The 23,267-nt window shown below is 68.4% G+C and carries 18 protein-coding genes and 1 pseudogene; 15 read left to right on the forward strand and 4 right to left on the reverse strand.

The annotated features are described in order from the left end of the window. Nucleotides 1-8: 8 nt before the first annotated feature. From NIBR502770_RS19565 to NIBR502770_RS19600, 8 genes are all read left to right on the forward strand, one after another. Nucleotides 9-962 carry an ABC transporter permease gene (locus tag NIBR502770_RS19565; RefSeq protein WP_141158504.1) on the forward strand — a complete coding sequence of 318 codons (954 nt, stop codon included), beginning with the start codon at nucleotides 9-11 and terminating at the stop codon, nucleotides 960-962. After that, nucleotides 959-3,049, forward strand: a complete 2,091-nt coding sequence (locus NIBR502770_RS19570; RefSeq protein ID WP_141183060.1) for a dipeptide/oligopeptide/nickel ABC transporter permease/ATP-binding protein — start codon at nucleotides 959-961, stop codon at nucleotides 3,047-3,049. The genes NIBR502770_RS19565 and NIBR502770_RS19570 overlap by 4 nt, the downstream gene beginning before the upstream one ends. Then, nucleotides 3,046-4,050 carry an ABC transporter ATP-binding protein gene (locus NIBR502770_RS19575; RefSeq protein ID WP_141183061.1) on the forward strand — a complete coding sequence of 335 codons (1,005 nt, stop codon included), beginning with the start codon at nucleotides 3,046-3,048 and terminating at the stop codon, nucleotides 4,048-4,050. Before NIBR502770_RS19570 ends, NIBR502770_RS19575 begins: the two co-directional genes overlap by 4 nt. 71 nt (nucleotides 4,051-4,121) lie before the next feature. Beyond that, nucleotides 4,122-5,042: an MBL fold metallo-hydrolase gene (locus NIBR502770_RS19580; RefSeq protein WP_141183062.1), complete on the forward strand. Its 921-nt coding sequence runs from the start codon at nucleotides 4,122-4,124 to the stop codon at nucleotides 5,040-5,042. A gap of 65 nt (nucleotides 5,043-5,107) precedes the next feature. Then, complete coding sequence (locus NIBR502770_RS19585) at nucleotides 5,108-7,402, forward strand: family 78 glycoside hydrolase catalytic domain (protein WP_141183063.1); 2,295 nt, start codon at nucleotides 5,108-5,110, stop codon at nucleotides 7,400-7,402. Further along, nucleotides 7,402-8,355 (forward strand): glycoside hydrolase family 43 protein, encoded by a 954-nt coding sequence (locus NIBR502770_RS19590; protein WP_246857332.1) that lies wholly within the window; start codon nucleotides 7,402-7,404, stop codon nucleotides 8,353-8,355. Before NIBR502770_RS19585 ends, NIBR502770_RS19590 begins: the two co-directional genes overlap by 1 nt. Before the next feature lie 76 nt (nucleotides 8,356-8,431). Beyond that, entirely contained in the window at nucleotides 8,432-8,899 is a 468-nt protein-coding gene (locus NIBR502770_RS19595) for a phage tail protein (protein ID WP_141158499.1), read from the forward strand. A 79-nt stretch (nucleotides 8,900-8,978) separates the two neighbouring features. Further along, the gene (locus NIBR502770_RS19600) at nucleotides 8,979-10,466 is read left to right on the forward strand and encodes a glycoside hydrolase family 43 protein (RefSeq protein WP_141158498.1); all 1,488 of its coding nucleotides are present in this window, start codon (nucleotides 8,979-8,981) and stop codon (nucleotides 10,464-10,466) included. A 4-nt stretch (nucleotides 10,467-10,470) separates the two neighbouring features. Here the strand turns inward: NIBR502770_RS19600 and NIBR502770_RS19605 are convergent, their stop codons facing one another. Continuing rightward, entirely contained in the window at nucleotides 10,471-10,737 is a 267-nt protein-coding gene (locus tag NIBR502770_RS19605) for a hypothetical protein (protein ID WP_141183064.1), read from the reverse strand. A 101-nt stretch (nucleotides 10,738-10,838) separates the two neighbouring features. On the opposite strand from NIBR502770_RS19605, the gene NIBR502770_RS19610 reads away from it, so the two are divergent. Both NIBR502770_RS19610 and NIBR502770_RS19615 read left to right on the forward strand, forming a co-directional pair. Continuing rightward, a complete protein-coding gene (locus tag NIBR502770_RS19610) occupies nucleotides 10,839-11,762 on the forward strand; it encodes a LysR family transcriptional regulator (protein ID WP_141183065.1) in 924 nt (307 codons plus the stop codon). Between the two features lie 140 nt (nucleotides 11,763-11,902). Next, nucleotides 11,903-13,054, forward strand: a complete 1,152-nt coding sequence (locus NIBR502770_RS19615; protein WP_141183066.1) for a cation:proton antiporter — start codon at nucleotides 11,903-11,905, stop codon at nucleotides 13,052-13,054. Nucleotides 13,055-13,060: 6 nt separating this feature from the next. On the opposite strand, the gene NIBR502770_RS19620 is transcribed toward NIBR502770_RS19615, so the two are convergent. Beyond that, entirely contained in the window at nucleotides 13,061-13,891 is an 831-nt protein-coding gene (locus NIBR502770_RS19620) for an IclR family transcriptional regulator (RefSeq protein WP_141158494.1), read from the reverse strand. A 159-nt stretch (nucleotides 13,892-14,050) separates the two neighbouring features. Here NIBR502770_RS19620 and NIBR502770_RS19625 point away from each other — a divergent pair, with 159 nt between their 5' ends. The 3 genes from NIBR502770_RS19625 to NIBR502770_RS19635 are packed head-to-tail and all read left to right on the forward strand — an operon-like array spanning nucleotide 14,051 to nucleotide 18,713. Continuing rightward, nucleotides 14,051-16,762, forward strand: coding sequence for an alpha-L-rhamnosidase (locus NIBR502770_RS19625; RefSeq protein ID WP_141183067.1), 2,712 nt, complete (start codon nucleotides 14,051-14,053; stop codon nucleotides 16,760-16,762). Continuing rightward, nucleotides 16,759-17,751, forward strand: coding sequence for an alpha/beta hydrolase (locus tag NIBR502770_RS19630; RefSeq protein ID WP_141158492.1), 993 nt, complete (start codon nucleotides 16,759-16,761; stop codon nucleotides 17,749-17,751). The genes NIBR502770_RS19625 and NIBR502770_RS19630 overlap by 4 nt, the downstream gene beginning before the upstream one ends. After that, nucleotides 17,748-18,713, forward strand: a complete 966-nt coding sequence (locus NIBR502770_RS19635) for an alpha/beta hydrolase (protein ID WP_141158491.1) — start codon at nucleotides 17,748-17,750, stop codon at nucleotides 18,711-18,713. Before NIBR502770_RS19630 ends, NIBR502770_RS19635 begins: the two co-directional genes overlap by 4 nt. 14 nt (nucleotides 18,714-18,727) lie before the next feature. Here the strand turns inward: NIBR502770_RS19635 and NIBR502770_RS19640 are convergent, their stop codons facing one another. Together NIBR502770_RS19640 and NIBR502770_RS19645 are read right to left on the reverse strand one after the other, a co-directional pair. Next, nucleotides 18,728-19,474, reverse strand: coding sequence for a FadR/GntR family transcriptional regulator (locus NIBR502770_RS19640; protein WP_141158490.1), 747 nt, complete (start codon nucleotides 19,472-19,474; stop codon nucleotides 18,728-18,730). 100 nt (nucleotides 19,475-19,574) lie between these two features. Further along, the gene (locus tag NIBR502770_RS19645) at nucleotides 19,575-20,510 is read right to left on the reverse strand and encodes a PaaX family transcriptional regulator C-terminal domain-containing protein (protein WP_246857333.1); all 936 of its coding nucleotides are present in this window, start codon (nucleotides 20,508-20,510) and stop codon (nucleotides 19,575-19,577) included. 168 nt (nucleotides 20,511-20,678) lie between these two features. Here NIBR502770_RS19645 and NIBR502770_RS19650 point away from each other — a divergent pair, with 168 nt between their 5' ends. Together NIBR502770_RS19650 and NIBR502770_RS19655 are read left to right on the forward strand one after the other, a co-directional pair. Further along, nucleotides 20,679-22,046, forward strand: coding sequence for an MFS transporter (locus NIBR502770_RS19650; RefSeq protein ID WP_141183069.1), 1,368 nt, complete (start codon nucleotides 20,679-20,681; stop codon nucleotides 22,044-22,046). Between the two features lie 79 nt (nucleotides 22,047-22,125). Further along, nucleotides 22,126-23,232 (forward strand): annotated as a pseudogene (locus NIBR502770_RS19655) (CocE/NonD family hydrolase); the annotation flags it as partial. Nucleotides 23,233-23,267 lie beyond the last annotated feature (35 nt).

Raw genomic sequence — 23,267 nt, forward strand, 5'->3', positions numbered from 1 at the left:
CCTGACCGATGGAGGTCACCATGGCACTATTCATCACCAAGCGCCTGCTGATGGCGCTGGCCACCGTGCTGGTGGTTGCGGTGCTGGCATTCCTGCTGGTGCACGCGATGCCGGGCAGCCCCGGGGCCGTGTCCCTCGGCGCCGGAGCCTCCCAGGAGGCCATCGACGAAGTCAACCAGCGGCTGGGCTGGAACGACCCGCTCCCCGCGCAGTTCTTTACCTGGCTCGGTTCCGCGGTCCAGGGCGACCTGGGCATCTCGCTCATCGATGGCCGCTCCGTCAGCGCGGACCTGGCGAGCCGGTTGCCTGTCACCGCCTCCCTTGCCGCCGGTGCCACCATCCTCAGTGCCGTCCTGGGCATCGCCCTTGGCGTCACCGCGGCCGTCCGCGGGGGAGTGCTGGACCAAGCCATCGGCGGCTTCGTCGGCCTCCTGGTGGCACTGCCCGCGTTCTGGGTGGGTGTCCTCTTCGTCTACCTTTTTGCCGTCCAGTCCTCCATCTTTCCCGCCACCGGCTACGTCCCGTTCGAGGTCTCCCCGCAGGACTGGGCGCTGTCCCTGGCGCTGCCGGTGATCACCCTGGCAGTGGGCGGTGCGGCCTTCATCGCCCGGCAGACCAGGGCCTCCATGCTCGAGGCCCTGCAGCAGGAACACATCCGCACGCTGCGCGCCACGGCCACCCCCACCTGGAAAATCCTCTACGTCCACGCCCTGCGCTACGCCAGCCTGCCCATCGTGGCCGGCATCGCCCTGCAGTTCATCGGCCTGTTCGGCGGCTCCGTCATCGCTGAGCAGCTGTTCGCCATGCCCGGCCTGGGCCAGGCCGTCCAGACCTCGGTCAGCACCCATGACGCCCCCGCCGTGCAGGGCGTGGTGGTCATCGCCACCGTGGTGGTGGTCGCCGTCAACCTGGTGCTGGAGTTGGCCACCAAGTTCCTCGACCCGAAGTTGCGTGCCTCATGATCCCTTCAATGGCTCCGGTCCCCGCAGACCAGCTGGAAACCCCGACGCCGGCAACGGCGCCCGTGCGCAATGCCGGCAAGGCCGCCATCGCCAAATTTTCCGGACACCGGCTGTTCGCGTCGCCCGGCGCCGTGGCCGGGCTCGTCTGGCTCGTGGCGATGGTCGCCGCGTCACTGACCGCGCCGCTGTGGCTGCCGTACAAAACCGAGGACCAGGACTTCACTGCCGTCCTGTCCGGCCCCACCGGCGCGCACTGGCTGGGAACGGATGAACTGGGCCGTGACATCCTCAGCCGCATCTTCGCCGCGGCGGCAGGCACCCTGGGAACGTCCATGCTCACGGTGATTGTCGGCGTCGGGCTCGGCACCATCCTGGCCATGCTTGCTGCCGGCGCCGGTGAACGGACCGAAGGCGTGATCAGCCGGGTCACCGAGGTCATGATGTCCCTGCCGGGCACGGTGATTATCCTGGCCGTGATCGGCGCGGTGGGAACCAACATCCCCGTGGTCATGGCCATCCTGGGCATCCTGATGTCCGCCGGTATCTACCGGGTGATCCTGGGCCAGGCCAAGTCGCTGCAGTCCCAGCTCTATGTGGACGCGGCCAAGGTGGACGGCGCCAGCCCGCTGCGCATCAGCCTCCGCCACGTCCTGCCCGGGCTGGCCAACACCATCGTGGTCCAGGCGGCACTCATCTTCGCCGTCGGCATGCTCATCCAGGCCGGCCTGGCTTTCATCGGCTTCGGGCCGCCCATCCCGCAGCCCAGCTGGGGCGGCATGATCCAGGGTGCCTCCCAGCATGTCTACGATGCCCCGTGGATGATGGTCCCCACCGGTGCCGTCCTGGCGCTCACGGTCCTGTCGGCCAATGCCATCGGCAACGCCCTGGGCAAGGCACCCAACGCCGCCGCACCGCACCTGCCCTCCGCCGCGGCACGCAGGCAGCGCGCAAAGGCCGTCGCCGCAATCGCCGCCGCCCCTGTCCCTACCGCGAAGGACGGCGCCCTTGTTCGGGAAACGGCCAAGGGGACGCTCAGTGTCCGCAACCTCTCCGTCGGCGTCGACAACGGCGTCCGGCTCGTCACCGACGTCTCCTTCGACGTAGAACAGGGCACGGTCCTGGGCCTGGTGGGGGAGTCCGGCTGCGGCAAGACGATGACCGCACTGTCCCTGCTCGGGTTGCTGCCCTCCGGCGTTTCCGTCACCGGCGGACAAATCCTCTGGAACGGCAGGAACCTTGCCGCGACCACGGACAAGGACATGGAATCCGTCCGCGGCCGCGAAATCGCCCTGATCAGCCAGGAACCCATGCGCGCCCTGGACCCGATGTTCACCGTCGGCTACCAGCTCACCGCCACCATCCGCCGGCTCCGCGGAATGGGCAACGCCGAGGCCCGCAAGGAAGCGCTCAGCCTGCTGGAGAAAGTGGGCATCGTTGATGCTGCCCGGATTCTGAAGACCTATCCGCACCAGATCAGCGGCGGCATGGCGCAGCGCGTGGCGATCGCCCTTGCCCTCTCCGGACAGCCCCGGCTGCTGGTGGCGGACGAACCCACCACTGCCCTGGACGTTACGGTCCAGGCCGAAATCCTTTCCCTGCTCCGTGCACTGGTGAAGGACACCGGCATGTCCGTGGTCATGGTCACCCACGACCTCGGCGTGGTGGCGGACATCTGCGACCAGGTGGCCGTGATGTATGCCGGGCAGGTGGTGGAAAACGGCAGGACAGCAGCCATCCTGGACAGCCCCCGACACCCGTACACGCTGGCCCTGCTGGCCGCGGACCCGCACGCCAACCATGCAAACGACATGCCGGAACGCCTCGCCACGATTCAAGGGCAGGTACCCCAGCCCAAGGACTGGCCCACCGGCTGCCGGTTCGCCGCCCGCTGCCAGTTCGCCGGCTCCGCCTGCCTCGAACCCGTCCCTCTGCTGCCCTCCGGCGCAGCAGAGGGCCTGGTGCGGTGCGTCAAAGCGGACCAGCTCGCCGTCGAAGGCATGGACTGGCTGGCCACCGACATCCCGGCCTCCCGCCTGCTCGAGGTCACCTCCAAAGAGACGCTACTCACCGAAAAGGACATGGCATGAGCACCGCAGTCACGGAGCGCCCAGGGCCCACGCCGGCCACCACCGTCCCCATGCTCGAAGTGAAGGACCTGGTGGTGCGCTACGGCCGCGGTCGCCGGGCAGCCACAGCACCTGCCGCCGTCGATCGCGTCAGCTTCAGTATCGCCCGCGGTGAAACGGTGGGCCTGGTGGGGGAATCCGGCTCTGGCAAGTCCACCATCGGCAAGGCAATCCTTGGCCTGCAGAAAGTTTCCGGCGGCACCATCAACTACCAGGGCCGGGACATCACCTCCGCCACCGCGGCCCAGCGCCGGGACCTGGGCGGGGAACTGCGGGCCGTCTTCCAGGACCCCAACTCCTCCCTGAACCCCCGGAACACCATCGGCACCTCCCTGGCCGAACCCCTGCGCCTGCGCGGCATCGCCGCTGCGGAGGCCCGGGTAAAGGCCGAGGACATGCTGGAACGTGTGGGCCTGCCCCGGGAGGCCGTGGACCGGTACCCCAGCCAGTTCTCCGGCGGCCAGCGCCAGCGCATCTCCGTGGCCCGCGCCCTGATCTGCGATCCCCAGCTGGTGGTCTGCGACGAAGCCGTCAGTGCCCTTGACCTTTCCACCCAGGCGCAGGTGCTCAACCTGCTGGCCGACCTCCGCGACGAGCGGGGCCTCAGCTACCTGTTCATCGCGCACGACATCGCCGTGGTGCAATTCCTGGCCCAGCGCGTGGTGGTGCTGTACCGCGGCCAGGTGATGGAAAGCGGTCCTGCCGCCGCCGTCACCGGGAACCCCAGGCACCCGTTCACGCAGGCGCTGGTGGCGGCCTCCCCCGTGCCGCGGCCGGCGGAGCAGGCGGCGCGTCGCGAAGGCCGCGAATCACTGGGCGTCCGTACCGGGGCCGCTGCGGTGCCCGCACCCGGCGGCTGCCCCTTCCGGCTCCGCTGCCCGCTGGCCACCGACCTGTGCGCCGCCGAACGGCCGGCGCTGCGCCGGGTGGAAACGGCCGACGTCGCCTGCCACTACGCCTGAACCTCCAGTCAGCGAAGGGGACGCCACCCCATCGCTGCAACGACAGCCTTCAACACAGAAGTGGAGCCCTGATGACAGAGCAACGACAGCGGCCGGCTCGATTCACCGACAGGATCGTCATGCTGGGAGTCAATGGTGGTCCCGTGGTGGGTCCCGACGAAGCCAAACCCGCCTTGGCGCTGGTGGTCAATGACGCGGTGTATCTGGTTGACTGCGGGCTTGATACGCCAAGACAGCTCGTCAGGGCCGGACTGGGATTCGCCGGCATTCGCAACGTGTTCATCACGCACCATCACCTGGACCACACTTCCGGGCTGCCGGGACTCCTGCTGCACGGGTGGACAGCACGCCCGCCCCTGCCGCCCGTGGATATCTGGGGCCCACCCGGGACTAAGCAAAAAGCAACGAATCTCCTCGCCGGCTTCGGGGACGAGATTGCCCTTTTCGAGTCCGGCGGTGGTTTCGGTGCCTTCATGGCACCTGATGGCCATGACATCGAGGTGCCCCCGGACAGGGCAGTCGTCCCCGTCATGGAAGACGCCAACGTCCGTGTAGATGCCACCAGGGTGTTCCATGGCCCGGAAGTGGCGAACGCCTATGCCTACCGGTTTACGGTCAAGGGCACCGGCAAGGTGGTGGTGTTTTCCGGTGACACGGCCGCCCATGACGCTAATCTTGCGGCCATCGCCAAGGGGTGTGATGTGCTCGTCCATGAAACGCAGGACAACAGCGCCATTGAGCGCATTGCAGCCGAACTTCCCTTCCCGCGTGGAGAGGAGCTGAAGAAGCATCTGTTCGAGGCACACTCCAGCGTCCTCGACCTGCCTGCTGTAGCCCTCGCTGCGCAAGCCAAGAAGCTGGTCTTCAGCCACTACACGCCTGTTGCGCAACCACCATCCACCTGGCTTGCGCTGGCGGTTCCCGCGGCCGAAGCCGTCGGCTACGAGGGGGAAATCATCGCCCCGAATGCACTGGACGTTATACCCCTTTAGCCCACCGCCCTGCTGTCACTGCCTGCACGCCTGAAACCCGCTATACAGAACGGACCCCTCCTTCCATGACTTCCACTCCTTGGCTCGCTGCCATGATTTCGCCCGGGCAGGACTTCGACGGCGCCCCGCGCCTCCGCAAGGAATTCCGGCTTGAGGAGGGCCACGGCGGCGTGGTCAAGGCGACGCTGCGGGCCACCGCCTTCGGCATCTACGAGGCCTGCATCAACGGCACGCAAGTGGGGGACGACGTCCTGAGCCCGGGCTGGAGCGCCTATGAGTGGCGGCTCCGGTACCGCAGCTATGACGTCACAACCCTGGTGACGCCCACCAGCGTGCTGGGCGTGGAACTGGGCAACGGCTGGTACCGCGGCCGGCTGGCCTGGCACGGCATGGCCAACCTCTACGGCAGTGAGCTGGGATTCTTCGGCCAGTTGGACATCGAGTTCGCGGACGGCCACGTGCAGTCGATCGCCTCCGATGCCTCCTGGCAGGCAGGCCCGTCCGCCACCACGTCTAACGACCTCTACGACGGCCAGACCATCGACGCCCGCCGCCTTCACAAGGGGTGGGCGGAGCCCGGCTATGTGCCGGGCGCTGACTGGACCGGCGTACGGGAGCTGGCGTTCGACGCCGACCGGCTTGCTGAGCCGGTCGGCCCGCCCGTGGTTCGGGCCGGCGTCGTGCGTCCCGTGGAAATCTTCACGTCTCCCTCCGGCCGTACCCTGGTGGACTTCGGCCAGAACCTGGTGGGCTGGCTCCGGTTTACCGTGCAGGGCGAGGCCGGGCAGGCCATCACCGTGCGGCACGCCGAGGTCCTCGAAGCCGGAGAGCTGGGCGTCCGGCCCCTGCGGTCAGCCAAGGCCACGGACACTTTCATCCTCTCCGGCGGCCTGGACTCCTTCGAGCCCACCAAGACCTTCCATGGCTTCCGCTACGCCGAGATCGCCGGCTGGCCGGGAACACTGACCGCGGATGACGTTGAGGCCGTGGTGGTCCACTCCGACCTGGAACGCACCGGCACCTTCGAATGCTCCAACGAGCTGGTGAACCAGTTGCACCGCAACATCGTCTGGGGCCTGCGCGGCAACTTCCTGGACCTGCCCACTGACTGCCCGCAGCGCGACGAACGGCTGGGCTGGACTGGCGACATCGCCGTGTTCGCCCCCACTGCGGCGTATCTGTACGACGTCAAGGGCTTCCTGCAGGACTGGCTCCTGGACCTTGCCGCCGAGCAGAAGGCCGCGAACGGTCTGGTGCCCATCACCGTGCCCGATGCCCTGAAATACTGCCCGCAGCCGCCCGAATTCCCGGCTCCGGAATCGTCCGCCCTGTGGAGTGAAGCCTCCGTGTGGGTGCCATGGGCACTCTGGGAGGCCTACGGGGACCTCAGCGTGCTGCGGAACCAGTACGAGTCGATGGCCTCGCACACCCGCCGGGTGGAGGGGCTGCTCTCGCCCACGGGCCTGTGGGACTCCGGCTTCCAGTTCGGCGACTGGCTGGACCCCGACGCCGCGCCGGACCAGCCATGGGCGGCCAAGGCGGACACCGGCGTGGTGGCCACCGCATGCATGTACCGCACCGCGCGCCTAACCGCCCAGGCTGCCGGGCTGCTGGGCAGGCACGACGACGAGGCCCACTTCGAGGCGCTCGCCGCCCGGGTGCGTACCGCCTTCGCCGAGAACTACGTCGCTGCCGACGGCACCATCCGCAGCGACTGCACCACGGTCTACGCGCTGGCTATCGCCTTCGACATCCTGGCCACCCCGGAGCTGCGGGAGTTCGCCGGGACCCGCCTGGCGGAACTGGTGCGGGACAACAACTACCGGGTGTCCACCGGATTCGCGGGAACGCCGTTCATCACCCACGCACTCACCGACACCGGACATGTGGACGAGGCCTACCGCCTGTTGCTGGAGGAGGGCTGCCCGTCCTGGTTGTACCCGGTGACCATGGGTGCCACCACCGTTTGGGAACGCTGGGATTCCATGCTCCCTGACGGCACCATCAACCCCGGCGAAATGACCAGCTTCAACCACTACGCCCTGGGTGCGGTGGCGGACTGGATGCACAAGGCCATTGGGGGCATCCGGCCCGCCGAACCCGGCTACGCGCGCGTACTGATCCAGCCGCGGCCGGGGGAGGGGATCAGCTGGGCCAGGACGTCCCTGAAGACCCCGCACGGTGAGGTCCGGGTGGAATGGACGCTCGACGGCGGTGCGTTCCGTCTGGAGGCGACCGTCCCTGCCGGGGTGGCGGCCGACGTCGTGCTTCCGGACGGCGAGCGGCACACGGTTGAGGGCGGCGAGTACCACTTTGCCTGCGCACCGGCACCTGTGCTCGATTACCAGGCGAGCCGCTGATGGGCCACCAGGCGACGGTCCAGCACCTGCGCCTCGACGGAATCCGGATGCGGGACCCGTTCATCCTGGAGGCCGCTCCCGGTGAGTTCGTCTTGTTCGGAACCAGCGATGAGAACGTGTGGGGCGGCCCCGCCACCGGCTTTGACTGCTACACCAGCCGCGACCTGGAGCACTGGGAAGGCCCCATCGCGGCGTTCCGGCCGCCGGCCGGCTTCTGGGCGGACACCCAGTTCTGGGCGCCGGAGGTGTATGCCCTGGACGGACGGTTCTTCATGCTCGCCACCTTGGCGACATCCTCCGGTGCACGTCCGCGCGGTGTTGCGGTACTCGCCTCTGACAACCCCACAGGCCCCTACCAGCCGTGGAGCGACGGGCCGGTCACCCCGCCAACCCAGCCGTGCCTGGACGGAACCCTGCATGTCGACGACGGCGGCGCCCGCTGGCTGGTTTACAGCCGCGGCACCGAGGGGACGCCGGCCGGACCGGGAATCCGGGACGGGGAACTGTACGCGGTCCACCTCTCAGCGGACCTGCGCTGCACCGTTGGAGAGCCGGTCCTCTTGTTCGCGGCGTCCTCGGCCAACTGGACCCGTCCCCTTCGTTTCCCGGGGGGCATGGAACCACCAAAGGGGCTCAACCTTGCCACGGACCCGTTGTTCACCGATGGCCCGTTCCTCATCGGCGGGGCCGGGGGCACCCTGCTGATGCTGTGGTCCAGCCACGGCGAGGACGGGTATGCCATGGGCCTCGCCGAATCGGCCAGCGGAACCGTCACAGGGCCCTGGATCCAACGTCCTGAACCCCTGTGGTCCAGCGACGGCGGCCACGGCATGGTCCTTCGCGCGTCCGGCGGCCGTGACTACCTGGCCTTTCACTGGCCGAACAGCACGCCCGACGAACGTGTGCGGCTGACCGAAGTGGACGTCAGCGGGGCGGGTATCCGGATCCTGTGACGCGGGCCTGCGGTGCCGGATGCAACACGGGCGCTGATCTGCAACGATGTGCCACAGGACAAAACCAGGAGGACTCATGCCGTACACCGTGGATTTCAAGAACGTCTCGACTGTTGGTTTGGAATCGTCGCCGGTTGCCGACGCGCTGGCGGGGCTGCGCGCCAACGAGGCGCGCTACTACAAGAACAAGTACGACCACGACTTCACCACCACCCCGGCGGAAGATGATCCGGAGACGCTGCAGTACATCACCAACATCCTGTCCGCGGAGCGGAATCTGGTCATCGCGTCCAAGCCCCTGGAGGTGTCATCCTTCGAGGTGGACGGCCTGCGGATGGCGTACGTCTTCTACGAATCAGGGCTGTCCATCAATGTCATGTACGGCCTCGAGGAAGGTGGCAAGCGGGCGGTTGGCTTCAAGCTTTCGGACGGCATGGAGGTGCCTGAAGAACTGGCCTCCAGCTTCAAGTTCGCCCGTCAGAAGTCCAAGCTTGCCGGCACCATCCGTGGCTCCTACTTTGTGATCAAGGGCCAGTACAACTAGGGCAGCAGCGCCGAAGAACGCCTTCCAACGATTGAAACCGGGCCCTGCCCCGGACGCTGCTGCACGGCACGATGGCGGAATGAACTCCAACCCCATCCTTTCGGGCTTCAACCCTGACCCGAGCATCGCCACCAGCCCGGAGGGCTACTACGTGGTCACTTCGTCCTTCGAATACCTGCCCGGCCTGCCGGTCTATCACAGCCCGGACTTGGAACGCTGGCAACTTGTGGGCCACGTGGCCACGAGGGAGGAGCAGGTACGGATCGCCAACGTTCCCACGCCGGGAGGCGTGTGGGCGCCGACCCTCCGCTACCGGGATGGGCTGTTCTACCTGATCGTCTCCGTCTTCCTCGGCGGGCGGGGCTGCGTGGTGTTCACGGCCACCGACCCGGCCGGCCCGTGGAGCGACGGCACCGTCATCGAAGCGGTGGACGGCATCGACCCCGACCTCGCCTGGGACGACGACGGAACTGCGTACGTGACCTTTGCCCGCCACCCTGACGCGATCCAGCAGGTCCGGGTGGACCTCGAGACCGGGGAAGCCCTCGAACAGCCGCGGGCACTGTGGTCCGGCAGCGGACTTTACTCACCCGAAGGACCGCACCTCTACCGGCGCGGTGACTGGTGGTACCTGCTGGCCGCGGAAGGCGGAACGGACCGCGGCCACGCCGTCACAGTGGCCCGCTCGCGGCACCCGGAAGGCCCGTTCGAATCCGCGCCGCATAATCCCATCCTTACCGCCGCGGGAACCGGTTCGCCCGTCCAGAACACCGGGCACGCAGACCTCGTTGACCTGCCCGACGGCGGAACGGCCATGGTCCTGCTCGGCGTCCGCCCGCTGGGGCTGGCGAAGTCTTTCTCGCCCTTGGGCCGGGAGACGTTCCTGACCGCAGTGGACTGGGCCGACGGCTGGCCGCATGCGCGGCTTCCCCGTGTGACAGGGGGCCGGCCCGAGGAGTGTGAGTATGACTTCAGCAACGGCGCCGGGCTGGAGGACCCGCAATGGATCGGCGTGCGCAGGGTACCGGCGGAGTTCTCCGCCCCCACCTCCAAGGGGCTCCTGCTCACGGGCGAAGGCAACACCATGGGCTCGGGCCGGCCTTGTTTCCTGGCCCAACGCCAGCGCCACCTCGGGATGGAATTCAGGGCCGTGCTTGACGTCGCCGCCGGCGCGGGCGGCATCGCCGTGCGGAACGCCGAGGACAACTGGTTCGGCATCGAAGCCGCCCAGGACGGCGGATCTGTCCGGATCACGGCGCGCGCCGTCGTCGCAGGCTTTGACCGCACCTGGGAAACAACGGTTCCGTCCGGAGACGTTGAACTTGCCATCGTGGCCAGCCCGCCGCCGTCGGACTTCAGCGCCGGTGCCGTGGGCGGCGACAGGATCCGCCTCCTGGTCCGGTCCTCCGGGCCCGGCCGCAACCCGGACGATGAGCTGCTCACCGAGCTCGATGGCAGGCATTGGGCTTTCGAGACCGCCAAGGGCTTCACCGGCCGGGCCTTCGGCGTCTTCGCTGTGGACGGCGAGGTCCTGGTCCGCCGGCTTTCCTACCGCGGCAAGGACTGACCCGCTACGCGGCCACGGCGCCGGCATCGGTACCCCGGGCGCCCCGCATGCGGAGGAGCGAAACGGCGGAGATGAGGAGCCACGCGGCGTTGGTGGCCACTGAGGGCCACGCTTCGTGGAAGGCGCCGTTGAGGATGAAGGCAGCGGCCCCGAGCAGGTTTGCGCTTTGGAACGCCCGGCCGGCCTTCACCCAGCCCATGGAGACCGACAGGAACGCCGTCAGAAACATGGCGGCGCCGGCCCAACCGGAGATTTCCCATACGAGTTCCATAGGTGTCCTTTCGTGAATCGTTGCCTGATGGCAATTCTGGGGGCCTGAAGACATGTAGATCAATTGCATTCTTCTGCACGCCTGGTTTAGAAATGCTTAATATGGATATGGATCCGCGCCGGCTGCTTGTGCTTCTCGCTGTTGCCCGGACGGGCGGCGTGCTGGCCGCCGCCGACGAACTGCGCCTGACGCCCTCCGCGGTGTCCCAGCAAATCACCAAGCTGGAGCGGGAAACCGGGCACGCGCTGATGGTCCGTACGCCAAAAGGGTCAGTGCTGACTCCCGCAGGCCTCGCCATGGCTGAAGCCGGCGAAGAGATTGAACGCGCCCTCAGCGTCGCCCGGACCCGGATGGAGAGCGGGGCCAACATTTCAGGCGTGGTGCGGCTGGGCGGCTTCACCAGCTTTGTCCGCACCGTGGTGATTCCCCGGCTGCCCGAGTGGCGGAGCCAGTATCCACAACTCCAGATCCACATCGTGGAGGATGATTTTCCCGCACTGATGCGGCTGCTCCGGCAGCGCCAGCTCGACGCCGTGGTGGTGGAACATGACTCCACCACCGCCGGCCAGCTTTCCCTCGGAGCCGGAATGATCGAGGAACCACTGCTGGATGAACCGTGGAGGCTGGTGGTCCCCTCCGGGGCCCTGCTCACTACCGAGAATGTTGACCTCGGCAGGCTGCCGGTTCCCTGGCTCGGAGTGAACTCATCGGCCGCCAACTCCGCGGTCCTGGGGCGGCTGCGCCATTCGACGGGCGCCACCATAGAGACGGTCCATCAGTACCAGGAGACCCTCACGGCGCTCGCGCTCGTCGCTGCCGGCGAGGGGGTTGCCATTGTGCCCACCCTGGCCCTGGCCGGAGTGGCGCATGAAGGGGTGGACATCCTTGACGTTCCCGGGCTGGGGACGCGGCGCATCGTCCTGCGGCGGTTCGAGGGGCGCCGGCGTTCCAGCACCCCGGTGGACACCGTTGCGCGGCTCCTGCGCGAATCAGCGGCGGCGTTCGACACGCGGTCCGCGTCCTGACCGGCCCTGATGCGCCTTGCGGTGCCGTTGACCGCCCGCAGGGGCATGAGTACTGTGGGCGCACAATCCGTCCGCGGCGCCGGCGAGCTGCCGATGACTGCGGCGGCCAGTGATCCGGGCGCGCCGGCAAAAGGAGGCAGGTGTCGTTCTTCCAGCTTTCGCTGATTGCCGCCGTCGCGCTCCTCGGGCCCCTGCTGGCGTTTCCCCGGACCTGGCACCTTCCCATGGTGCTGGGGCAACTGCTCGCGGGCATCGCCATCGGCCGAACCGGCCTGGGCCTGGTGGACTCCTCGGACCCGACGTTCACGTTCGTTGCGGACGTCGGATTCGCCCTCATCATGTTCGTCGCCGGAACGCATGTGCCGGTGCGGGACAAGGCCCTCCGCCCTGCCCTGGGCGGCGGCGCCCTGCGGGCCGCCATCGCAGCGGTCCTCGCGGCCGGCGTCGGAATCCTCATCGCCTTCGCCTTCGGCACCGGGCACGCACCGCTCTACATAGTGCTGCTCGCCTCCTCCTCGGCGGCCCTTGTCCTGCCCATCGTCGACTCCCTGCAGCTGACGGGACCAAAGGTCCTTACGACGACGGCGCAGGTGGCGGTGGCGGACATCGCCTGCATCGTGGCGCTTCCACTCGCCGTGGACCCGCCCAACGCGCCGAGGGCAGCGATGGGGGCCTCCGCCGTCGCAGCCTGCTCCGTGCTGCTCTTCTTCCTGCTGCGCTGGCTGGAGCGCAGCGGCACCCGCGGGCGGGTGCACGACGTGTCCGAGGAGCGGAAGTTCGCCCTGGAACTGCGGATCCAGCTTGCGCTGCTCTTCGCATTGTCCGGGCTTGCCGTCGCAGGGCACGTGTCCATCATGCTTGCCGGATTCTCCTTCGGACTGGTGGTGGCGGCGGTGGGTGAACCCCGGCGCCTGGCGCACCAGCTCTTCGCGGTCAGCGACGGTTTCCTGGGGCCGGTGTTCTTTGTGTGGCTGGGCGCATCGCTGGACCTGCGTGCGCTGGCCGGCACGCCGGGCATGGTGCTCCTCGGGATCTGCCTCGGGGCCGGCACCCTCCTGGTCCACGGCAGCCTGCGCCTGCTGGGCCAGCCGCTGCCGCTCGCCGTGCTGTCCGCATCCCAACTGGGCGTGCCCGTTGCCGCTGCCACCATCGGCTCCCAGTTGGACCTGCTGGAACCGGGGGAAGCCTCGGCGTTGATCCTGGGGGCGCTCATCACCATCGGGGCAAGTGCGGCGGCCGGTTCACGGGCTGCCCGCACCTTCGCCCGGAACGCCCCGGCGCCCGCTAAATAGCCCGCTCTACCCCCGGGAGTGGGTCCACAAGCCGGAGCTTGCCTGGGCCTGGAAGCCCATGTTCCGGGACACCGCGCGGGCGGCGGCACGGACCGCCGGGGCAAGGACGTTGGGCGGCGTGGCACCGTCCGGAACCACAATCGACAGCGAGGCCACCACGGTGCCCTGCGCATCGAAGATGGGCGAGGCCACGGAGACCGTCCGGGACGGGACGGTCCGGCGGATCATGGCGATGCCGGTCCGCCGCACGTCGGAGAGTGTCCGGCGCAGCTGCCCCTCCGGCATTTCGGGCACGCCGGGCTCGTTCTCCGGAGGGCGTTTCAGGATGGTCTCCTGGAACTGCTGGTCCGCTCCTGCGAGCAGCACCAATCCGATGGCCGTTGAGCGAAGCGGCGCCCGGCCGCCCACCCGGTAGGCGACCTCGGTGGCGTCCTTCCCGGACAGCCGCTCAATCAGCACCGCCTGCTCGTTGTCCCGGACTGCGAGCAGGACATGGTGCCGGGTGACCTCGAACAGGTCCTCAAGGTAGGGAAGCGCAATTTCCCGCACACCGTGCCCGCGCGGAGACAGGGAAGCCACTTCCCACAGCCGGACCCCCACCACGTACCGGCCGTCGTCGAGCCTTTCCAACGCGCCCCACGCCACCAACCGGGCGATCAGGCGCAGCGCAGTGGGCGCGGGCATGTCCGCGTGGCGGGCCAGCTCGGACAGGGTCAGCGCGCGGCGCCGGTCCGAGAAGACGGCGAGCAGGCTCAGCGCGCGGTCGATGACGGGTTCGCCCTGTTTGGGCCGCTTTCCGCGCGCAGGCGGGGTGTCCGTTTCCGGAGTGGCAATCATGGCAGTGGTTCCTAGCGCCGTTGGCAGTTCCTGTGGCCCACGGGGAAGGCAGTGAGCTGAACCACAATACTATTCCAACCATTGAAAGAGCTGTGTAGAGGACCAGTGGCCGGACAGGAAGCTGGAACTCCCAGCAACCGCATCCAGGAGTCCTGCCGCATGACCGTCCCAACCCGGCTTCGGGCCGAACACCTGCCGGAAGCCATGGGCTTGACCGTTAGTGCACCCCGGCTCAGCTGGACGCCGCCCGCCGGCAGCACCACCCAGGCTGCGTACCGGATCACCGCCAGCAACGGCTGGGACACCGGCAGGCAGGAATCAGCCGCGTGCGCCGCCCCGTACACCGGCCCCGCGCTGGACTCCCGCAGCCGTTTCGAATGGCGCGTCCGCACCTGGAACACCGATGAAGCCGGCAACGAAACACCTACCGGCTGGTCACAGCCCATGCCTGTGGAACTGGGACTCCTGCACGCCACCGACTGGACGGCGCAGTGGATCGGCGCCGACGAACCGGCAATGGCGCGGGCGGGGGAGCGCCCCGGCTACGCCTTCACCAAGACCTTCACGCTGGACGCCGCCCCGGAGAAGGCCCGCGCCTACGCCACCGCCCACGGCATCTACGAACTCTTCATCAACGGCCGCCGCGTGGGGGACCAGCAGCTCACCCCCGGTTCCACCAGCTACAACACCACCCTCCAGGTCCAGGCCTATGACGTCACCGGCCTGCTCCGCGAGGGTGCCAACACCATCCGGGCCATCCTCACCGACGGCTGGTACCGCGGCAGCTTCGGGTACACGCGCGACGCCGACATGTACGGTACGCAAACAGCTTTCCTTGCGCAGCTCGAGGTGGGGTCCGGGACCGCCACGCAGGTCATCGGCACCGACAGCTCCTGGCTGGTGTCCGCCACGGAGATCACCGGCGCCGACCTCATGGCGGGCCAGCGGGTCGACTTCCGGGCGCACGACGCCGGGAGCACACCTACTGGAGGCAAGGCGCCCAGGGTGCGTGCCGCCGTCGTCCGCCCCGGCAGCTTCACACAGCTGGCCGGCCCCCTGGCCCCTCCCACCCGCGTGACCGGGGAACTGGTTCCCGTTTCCATCACCCGCCTGCCAAACGGCAACCAGGTGGTGGACTTCGGCCAGAACCTCCACGGCTGGATCCGCCTTACCCAACTGGGGGCGCCGGGCGAAACCGTCGCGCTGGAGTACGGCGAGGCCCTGGGGCCGGACGGTGACGTCACCCGGGACCACCTGCGGCCGCATGATTTCCGCTCACCGGGGGCCTTCCTCGCCGCCGGCCAGGTGGACACGGTCGCCGCTTCCGGGGCCCCGGGCGAAGTCTTTGAGCCCCGGCACACCACCCACGGCTTCCGGTACGTCTCCTTGCAGGGCCTCGCCGCGGACCTGGCACCGGCGGACATCACCGCCTGCCTGGTCCGGACGGACATGGAGCGCATCGGCACCTTCAGCTGCAGCGATGAGCGGCTGAACAAGCTCCACGGGATTGTGGAGTGGAGCTTCCTGGGGAACACCTGCGACGTCCCCACCGACTGCCCGCAGCGCGAGAAGGCCGGCTGGACCGGGGACTGGCAGCTGTTCGTCCCCACCGCCGCGTACCTGTACGACGTCACCGGCTTTACCCGGAAGTGGCTCCGCGACGTCCGCGCCGACCAGTGGGAGGACGGCGTCATCGCCAACATCTCGCCGACACCCGGGCCGGAGGCCACCTCGGCCGAATTCATGGCCTTCACCAACGGCTCGGCCGGCTGGGGCGACGCGATCGTGATGGTGCCGTGGGAGGCTTATCTGGCCACCGGCGATGCCGCCATCCTCGCCGAGAACTGGGAGGCGATGAAGCGCTGGCTCGGTTTCGTCCGCACGGCCGCCGAAACCCGGCGGCATGCTGCCCGCGCAGCGCAGGCGCCGTTCCCGGCCGCCCACGAGAAGTACCTGTGGGACACGGGCTTCCACTTCGGCGAATGGATGGAGCCGGACGGCCCGGAACCGGACCTGTTTGCCGCCCGCACCGCGGACAACGGCATCGTGGCCACCGCCTACTACCGGCACACCACGGACCTGATGGCACGCATCGCCTCGATCCTGGGGCTCGCCGGGGAGGCCGCCGCGCTGGCGGAACTTTCGGCAAGCATCCGGGACGCCTGGGAAACGGAATACCTCGACGCCGCCGGGCATGTCACCCACGCCAGCCAGGCCAACTGCGTCCGCGCCCTCGCCTTCCACCTTGTCAGCCCGGTACACCGCACCACCGTCACCGCGCAGCTGGCGGAACTGATCCGTGGCGCCGGCACCCACCTCGGCACCGGCTTCCTGGCCACGCCCTATCTGCTGCCCGTCCTGGCTGACAACGGCGAACTGGACCTCGCCTACGAACTGCTCATGCAGGACTCCGAACCGTCGTGGCTGGCCATGGTGGACCGCGGCGCCACCACAGTATGGGAACTCTGGAACGGCATCGACGGCGACGGCATCCCGCACCAGTCGCTCAACCATTACAGCAAGGGCGCCGTGGTGTCCTTCCTGCACAGGTACACGGCCGGGCTTCGCCAGGCACCCGGAAGCGCAGGCTGGGACCGGGTGGTCATCGAACCCCGCCCCGGCGCCGGACTCACCTCCGCATCCACCTCCCACCAGGGGCCGCACGGCCTGATCGAAGTGCATTGGGCTGTGTCGACGGACCCGGCGGACGGCGCCGTGCTGACGCTCACTGCCACGATCCCCGCCGGCACCACCGCCGAGGTGCTGCTGCCCGGCCGGCCGGCAGCCGTCGTCGGGCCCGGACACCATACTTTCCTGGTCGCACCCGGCGGGGACAGCACCCAACCTGAGCTGATGAGGAGCACACTATGACAGTGGAAGACGCTACCGGGGTACTCGACCCGTCCCGCCCTGACGTTTCCCGCCCCGGAGGCCGGACTGTTCCGGCCTTCCCGGTCTACGATGCCCCCGGCAGGCCGGAGCGGGTGGGCGACGGTTCCCTGGCCCACCGCGAAGTGACGTACGCCCGCGCACTCGGCTTCCGGCCGCTGAAGCTGGACATCTGGCTGCCCCGCAACGCTGCCGGACCCACGCCGCTGGTGCTGTGGGTGCACGGCGGCGCGTTCCAGCTGGGCGACCGGCGGGAACTGCCGCCCACATTTGTGCCGGACTCCGTTTTCCGGCTGCTCAACCAGGCCGGCATCGCCTGCGCCACGGCCGACTACCGGCACTCCCTGGAAGCACCCTTCCCGGCGCAGCTGCACGACCTCAAGGCCGCCGTCCGGTACCTCCGCGAATTCGCCGCAGACCTCAACATCGACCCGGAACGGTTCGGGGCCTGGGGCGAATCCGCCGGCGGGCACCTGGTGGCGCTCCTGGGGCTGACCGGGAACCGCCCGGACCTGGAGGGCGGCCTCGGCGTGCAGGGGCGCTCCAGCAGCGTCAGCGCCGTCGTCGACTTCTACGGTGTTTCCTCCCTGGTGGACATCCCGCCCATGCAGCGGCCCGACGGCCTGTTTCCGGACGCGTTGACCGCCGCCGTGCCGCCGGGCATGTCCCTGCAGCCCGAACACATGCTGGTGGGCGGCTCGGATGATCCGGAGCTACTGGCCGCGGCCAGCCCGGTCAGCTACGTGGATGCCGGCGCCGCCCCGTTCCTCCTGGTCCACGGTGACTCCGACGGGCTGGTGCCGCATTCGCAGACCGACCTGCTGGCCGCGGCACTCGCGGAGGCCGGCGTGGAGCATGACGTGGTCACCATCCAAGGCGGCGACCACTGCTTCTTCGGTGCGGAGGACCAGATGGACACCATCCTGGCCACCGCCGTCGACTACTTCTCACGGAAGCTGGGCACACCATGACCCCCACCAAACGTGCAGACTCCGCCCCGGCCGCCGGCACGGGGCACGACCGCCAGGCGCCTGACGCCGGGTTCGCGGAGTACCTGGCAACCCCGGAAGGCCCGCAGTTCCTCAACCCGGACGCCGTGCGCTCGCCCGGACCCGTGGTGCCCATCCGCACGGTGGCCGCGGACGGCCGGCACGGGCCGGTAGGCATACGGATCTACGGCGAACCCGGAGCTCCGGGCAGCCCGGGCCTCGTGTGGCTGCACGGCGGCGGCTTCGTCAGCGGCAGCATTGACAGCCCCGAATCGGATTACCTGGCACGCGTGCTCGCTGCCCGGGGGACGCCGGTGTTGTCCGTGGACTACCGCCTGGCGCGCAACGGCGTGTCCTTTCCCGTTCCGCATGATGACACCCTGGCAGGGTGGTTCTGGGCCCGGAAGAACGCCGGATCCCTCGGCCTGGATCCGGACCTGCTCTGCCTGGGCGGGGCCGGCGCCGGGGGCAACCTCGCAGTAGGGGCCGCACTGTACCTCGTGGACGCCGGCAAGCCGCTGCCCGCGAAACTGCTGCTGGCCTACCCCTTCCTGGACGCCGAACTCCCAGCGCCTGCCGGGGGACTGGACGATGAGGCCATGGCCGGGCTGCCGCGGCACCTGCGGTTCACGTTGGAGGACTGCATCCGGACGGCGGAGAACTACGTGGGCGGGCCGGTCAGCATGGCGCCGTCCTATGCGATGCCCGGCTATGCGGATCCTGCCGGGCTTCCGCCCGCCGCCCTGCTTGCCTGCGAGTACGACGACGCCCGCGGCTCAACCGAGCAGTTTGCCTCGGCATTGGAGCGGGCAGGGGTTCCGGTGTCCTATTTCCTGGCCGAGGGCGCCGTGCACGGCCACCTCAACCACACGGCCGGGCTGCCGGAAGGGCAGGCGGCCCTGGAGTTCCTGGCGGGCCAGCTGGCGGCGGTGCGCCGGCCTTAGCCGCGGCCAAGGGATCAGGGCTGCCCGGAACTTTCTTCCTGGTGGCTGCTGGACCAGATGTCGCCCATTTCCTCGGTGGACTGCTCCACGATCCTGCTCATGGCCGCGAGCGCGGCTCCCGGGTCGCGGTGCTGGATGGCACTGGCCACATCCACGTGCAGCTGCAGCGCCTCGTGGTCCGGCAGATGCGGCATCAGTCCGTGCTGCGTCCGCCCGGCCAGCACTTCCGCCACGAGGTTGTGCAGCTGCGAAAACATCAGGTTGCCCGAGGCGTTCAGGACCGCGGCGTGGAACTCGATGTCCAGGCGGAGGAATTCGTCCTGGTCCCCGCGCTGCCCGACGGCCCACAGGCGGGCGGCCATGGAGACAAGGTCGCTGGCTGCATCGAGTGACGCCCGTTCAGCGGCCAGGCGGGCGGCCTGCGGTTCAATGGCGCCGCGCAATTCATTCAGGGCCCGCAGCTGCTCCAGCCGCTTGGCCGACGCCAGCCGCCACCGGATCACCTGAGGGTCGTAGAGGTTCCAGCTCGCCTCTGGCTGGACCACCGTGCCCAGGCGCCGGCGGGACTCGAGCATTCCCATGGAAGACAGGACGCGGGTGGCCTCCCGGATCACGGATCGGGACACCTTGTGCTGGGTTTCCAGTTCGTCCAGCCGCAGGATGGAGTTCGGTGCCAGTGTTCCCTCGGCAATGGCAAGCCCCAGGTTGTCGACCAGCGACGAATGCAGGTCCGGGGACAACGCCGCCTTTGGGATGGTCATGAATAAATCATATGGCGGGACGGAGAGACCGGGTATTTGTCTGTCTTATTTGTCTCTGTCCACGGAACATGGCAGACATGAAGGGGGTGGCAGGGAAGCCTTAGCCCTCCAGTACGAAGGGCCTGCTGTGCCCGGCAGCCCCGGGTGCCAGCCTCTCCGCAGCCTCCTCCGCGTAGGAACGGGCATCCTCCAGTAACGGGTTGTAGAGGGCTAATAGGATGCGGCGCGCTTCGAACAAGGGGAAATCGTGGGGCAGCAGCTCCGGGGGGAGCCCGGGGTCCTCCCAGGGGAACGCCCGCCAGGCGTCCATCACCTCGGTCCTCAGCCGAAAGGCCTCTTCCCCCGGGAGGCGTTCGCCGGCCAGGGCGTCAGTTTTCTGGCGGTAGGCGTTGATGAAGGGGGTGTACTGCCGGCGTACTTCGTCCAGGTCCCAGGCCTCCAACAACGGCCGCCCGCGCAGCCCTTCCGCGGCGGTGCGGAAGATGACGTAGTTCTCCACCCCCAGGTGGCGGCAGGAATCCTCCAGGTCGTCGGCGGTGTCCCACGCGGAAACCCACACCGCCCCATACAACGGAGCGAACCCCAGCCATTTGAGCCGGCTCCGCAGCAGCTCGCGCACTTCGCGCGAGCGCTCCGGGACACTGAAGGCCACCACGGTCCACATGCCATCCCAGGGGCGTTCCCCGGAGCCGAAGCCACTGATCTGTCTCACCCCGATCTCCAGGCGTGCCCTCGCCTCCGGGGTGAACCTGTACCGGGAAGCGCGCCCCGCACTCGACTGTTCCAGGACGGCGCGCCCTGCGAGCCGGCTGAGGGCTGTTGAGGCAGCGGAAGAGCTGAGGCCCAGGGCCGCGGCCAGGGACACAATCAGCCGGGAGGGCAGCCACCCGGTGTAGTCGCGCCAATAGTCCGCCAGCATCGTGACCACCAGGTGCTGGGTCGCCGAGCCTTTCGATGGGCGCGGGAAATTGACTTCCTCGGCGGCAACACGGGGTTCGGCGGGCCCGCCTGGGAATGGATGCGGCTTAGAAGTCACACCCCATCTTCGCAGGCAGGCAAAGCGGAGCAAATTTACTTTGCATATTTGTTGACGGTCGTCTTGATAAGCGCATAACATTTAGCCAGTGATCCGGGCCACATCCCGCGCCGGCACGCACAGTCCCCAGCAGGCGCCTGCTGACCCATCATTTCCAGGAGATCCGCAATGACCGCAGGTCCCAGCCCGGTGACGCCGTTGTCCCCGGACGCCATGTCACTTCCCGCATCCACCGAACAGGGCACGCAGAATGCCCGCCGGGCAGCAGTCGCCAGCTTCATCGGCAGCACCCTCGAGTACTACGACTTCTTCATCTACGGCTCAGCCTCGGCGCTGATCTTCAACAAGATCTTCTTCCCGGGCATCGATCCCGCCCTCGGGATGGTCTTGTCCATGGCAACCATTGGTATCGGCTACGTGGTGCGGCCCCTGGCTGCCGGCGTGATTGGCCACTTCGGCGACCGGATCGGGCGCCGGCAGATGCTGGTCCTGACGCTGGTCCTCATGGGAGTGGCCACGTTCCTGATCGGCTGCCTTCCTCCGGTGTCCGCCATCGGTGCCGCCGCGCCGGTCCTGCTGGTTCTCCTGCGCGCACTGCAGGGAGCCTCGGCGGCCGGCGAATCAGTCGGTGCCGTCACCATGACCATGGAACACGCCCCCACCCACAAACGGGCCTTTTACGCCAGCTGGGTCAACACCGGAGCCGTGGCAGGCATCATGCTGGCGTCGCTGGCATTCCTTGCAGTTTCGCTCCTGCCCCAGGACGACCTGCTCGCGTGGGGATGGCGCCTGCCGTTCCTTGCCAGCATCCTGGTTGTCGCGGTGGGCCTGTACATCCGTCTCCGCCTCCCGGAATCGGAAGTGTTCGAGGCCGCCAAGGAGGAGGACCACAAGCAGGAACTGCCCATCAAGGTGGTCCTCCGCGACCACTGGGCCACCATCCTCAAGGTGATCCTCTTCGGCCTGTGGAGCGTGGTCTCCTCGGTGTTCGCTGCCTTCGGGCTGGCCTACGCCGGCAAGCTCGGAGTCCCCGCGGCCGTCATGCTCACCGTCACCATCGTCACCGCGGCCCTGGGCATCATCGTCCAGCCGTACGCCGGCATCCTGGCGGACCGGATCGGACGTAAACCGGTGTTCATCACGGGCAACATCGTCTGCGCCGGGGCTGTCTTTGCCTTCTTCTGGTCGATCAGCGCCGGCTCCATCCCGCTGATCTTCGCCACGGCCATCCTCTTCATGACCGTCGGCTACGGCATGGTCAACCCGCTCGGCCCATCCATGACCGCGGAAATGTTCGAGACCAGGATCCGCTACACGGGAGCAGCCACTGCCTCCCAGCTGGGGCTCGTCGTCACCGGCTTCGCACCCGCCATTGCCGCCGCCATCGTCCAGCCCGGCCCTGACGGGTGGCTCCCCGTTGCCGTCTTCACGGCCGCCTGCTGCCTGGTCTCCGCCGTCGTGACCGCCGTGTGGGTCAAGGAGACCTACCGGACCAGGACCGAAGACCTCGGCAAGCGGCCCGTCCAGGCCGCCTGAGCACCAAGCCACCCCCACCCAAACGAAAGGCACGTACGTGCGCTACCCGGTCGTCGTCGACGGCGATGTTGAAGCAACCATGACCGACGGAACCATCCTCCGGTCCACCGTTTACCGGCCGGACGCGCCGGGCAGCACCTTCCCGGTGCTGCTCACGCGCACTCCCTACGGGCGGGACCTGGCGGTCAACTCGGCCTACTTCAATCCGTTGACCGTTGCGGCGGCCGGGTACGTGGTGGTGATGCAGGACTGCCGCGGCAGGTTCGGCTCGGACGGCAGGTTTGAGCCCTCGGTCAATGAAGCGTCCGACGGCGCCACAACGGTGGAGTGGGCCGCGCGCCTTCCGTGGTCCAACGGCCGCGTGGGCATGTGGGGCCGGTCCTACTTCGCGGAAACCCAGTGGCGTGCAGCCCGGTACGCCCCGGCCGGGCTAAAGGCCCTGGCCCCGGGGGTCTCGGCGGGCGGCAACGCCAACAACGGCGCGCTGTACCGGGGCGGCGCCCATGAGCTGGGCAGCCGCCTGGCCTGGGGCCATGCCTCGATTTCGCTCAATGAACTGATGCGGGAACATGCTGACGATCCCGAGCGGCGCGCGAAAGAGCTCCAGGAATGGCTTGCCCTGGACGCTGGATTTGCTGATGGTTCCTGCTACGGCGTCCTGCCGCTGCGGGACCTGGAGCCCAGAGTGGGCACCTTCCTTCGCAGCGAGGTCATTCCGTCGGCGGGGGAGGGGCCGGGGAGTGATTTCTGCCGGTTGTGGGATGCCGCTTCCGATGCGGCGGTGCCGCTGCCAACGCTGCACATCGGCGGCTGGTTCGATATCTTCGCCCCCAACACGCTGGACCAGTACCGCCGCCAGGCGGCCCTCAGCAAGACCTTCCCCGGTATGGAACCCCGCCTCATCCTGGGTCCGTGGACGCACACCAACCTCACCGGCGGGTACCCGGACATCCACTTCGGCGCGGCCGCGTCCTCCGGCATCGTCGATGGCCGTGGAGATCTGTCGTCCCTCCATACGGCCTGGTTCGACGCCGTCCTCAAGGAGGACGAAGCGGCCATCGCTGCGGTCCCCCCGGTGCTGGTGTACTTCCTGGGCGAGAACCGCTGGCGCGGCTTTGATGAACTTCCGGTTCCCTCAGGGCAGAGGTCGTGGTTCTTCTCCGCCGGCGGGGAGCTGCTGGACCAGGCGGGTGCGGACGGAAATGTTGAGTACGCCTACGA

It is taken from the genome of Pseudarthrobacter sp. NIBRBAC000502770 (assembly GCF_006517815.1).
In the GTDB taxonomy this organism is placed as follows: domain Bacteria; phylum Actinomycetota; class Actinomycetes; order Actinomycetales; family Micrococcaceae; genus Arthrobacter; species Arthrobacter niigatensis.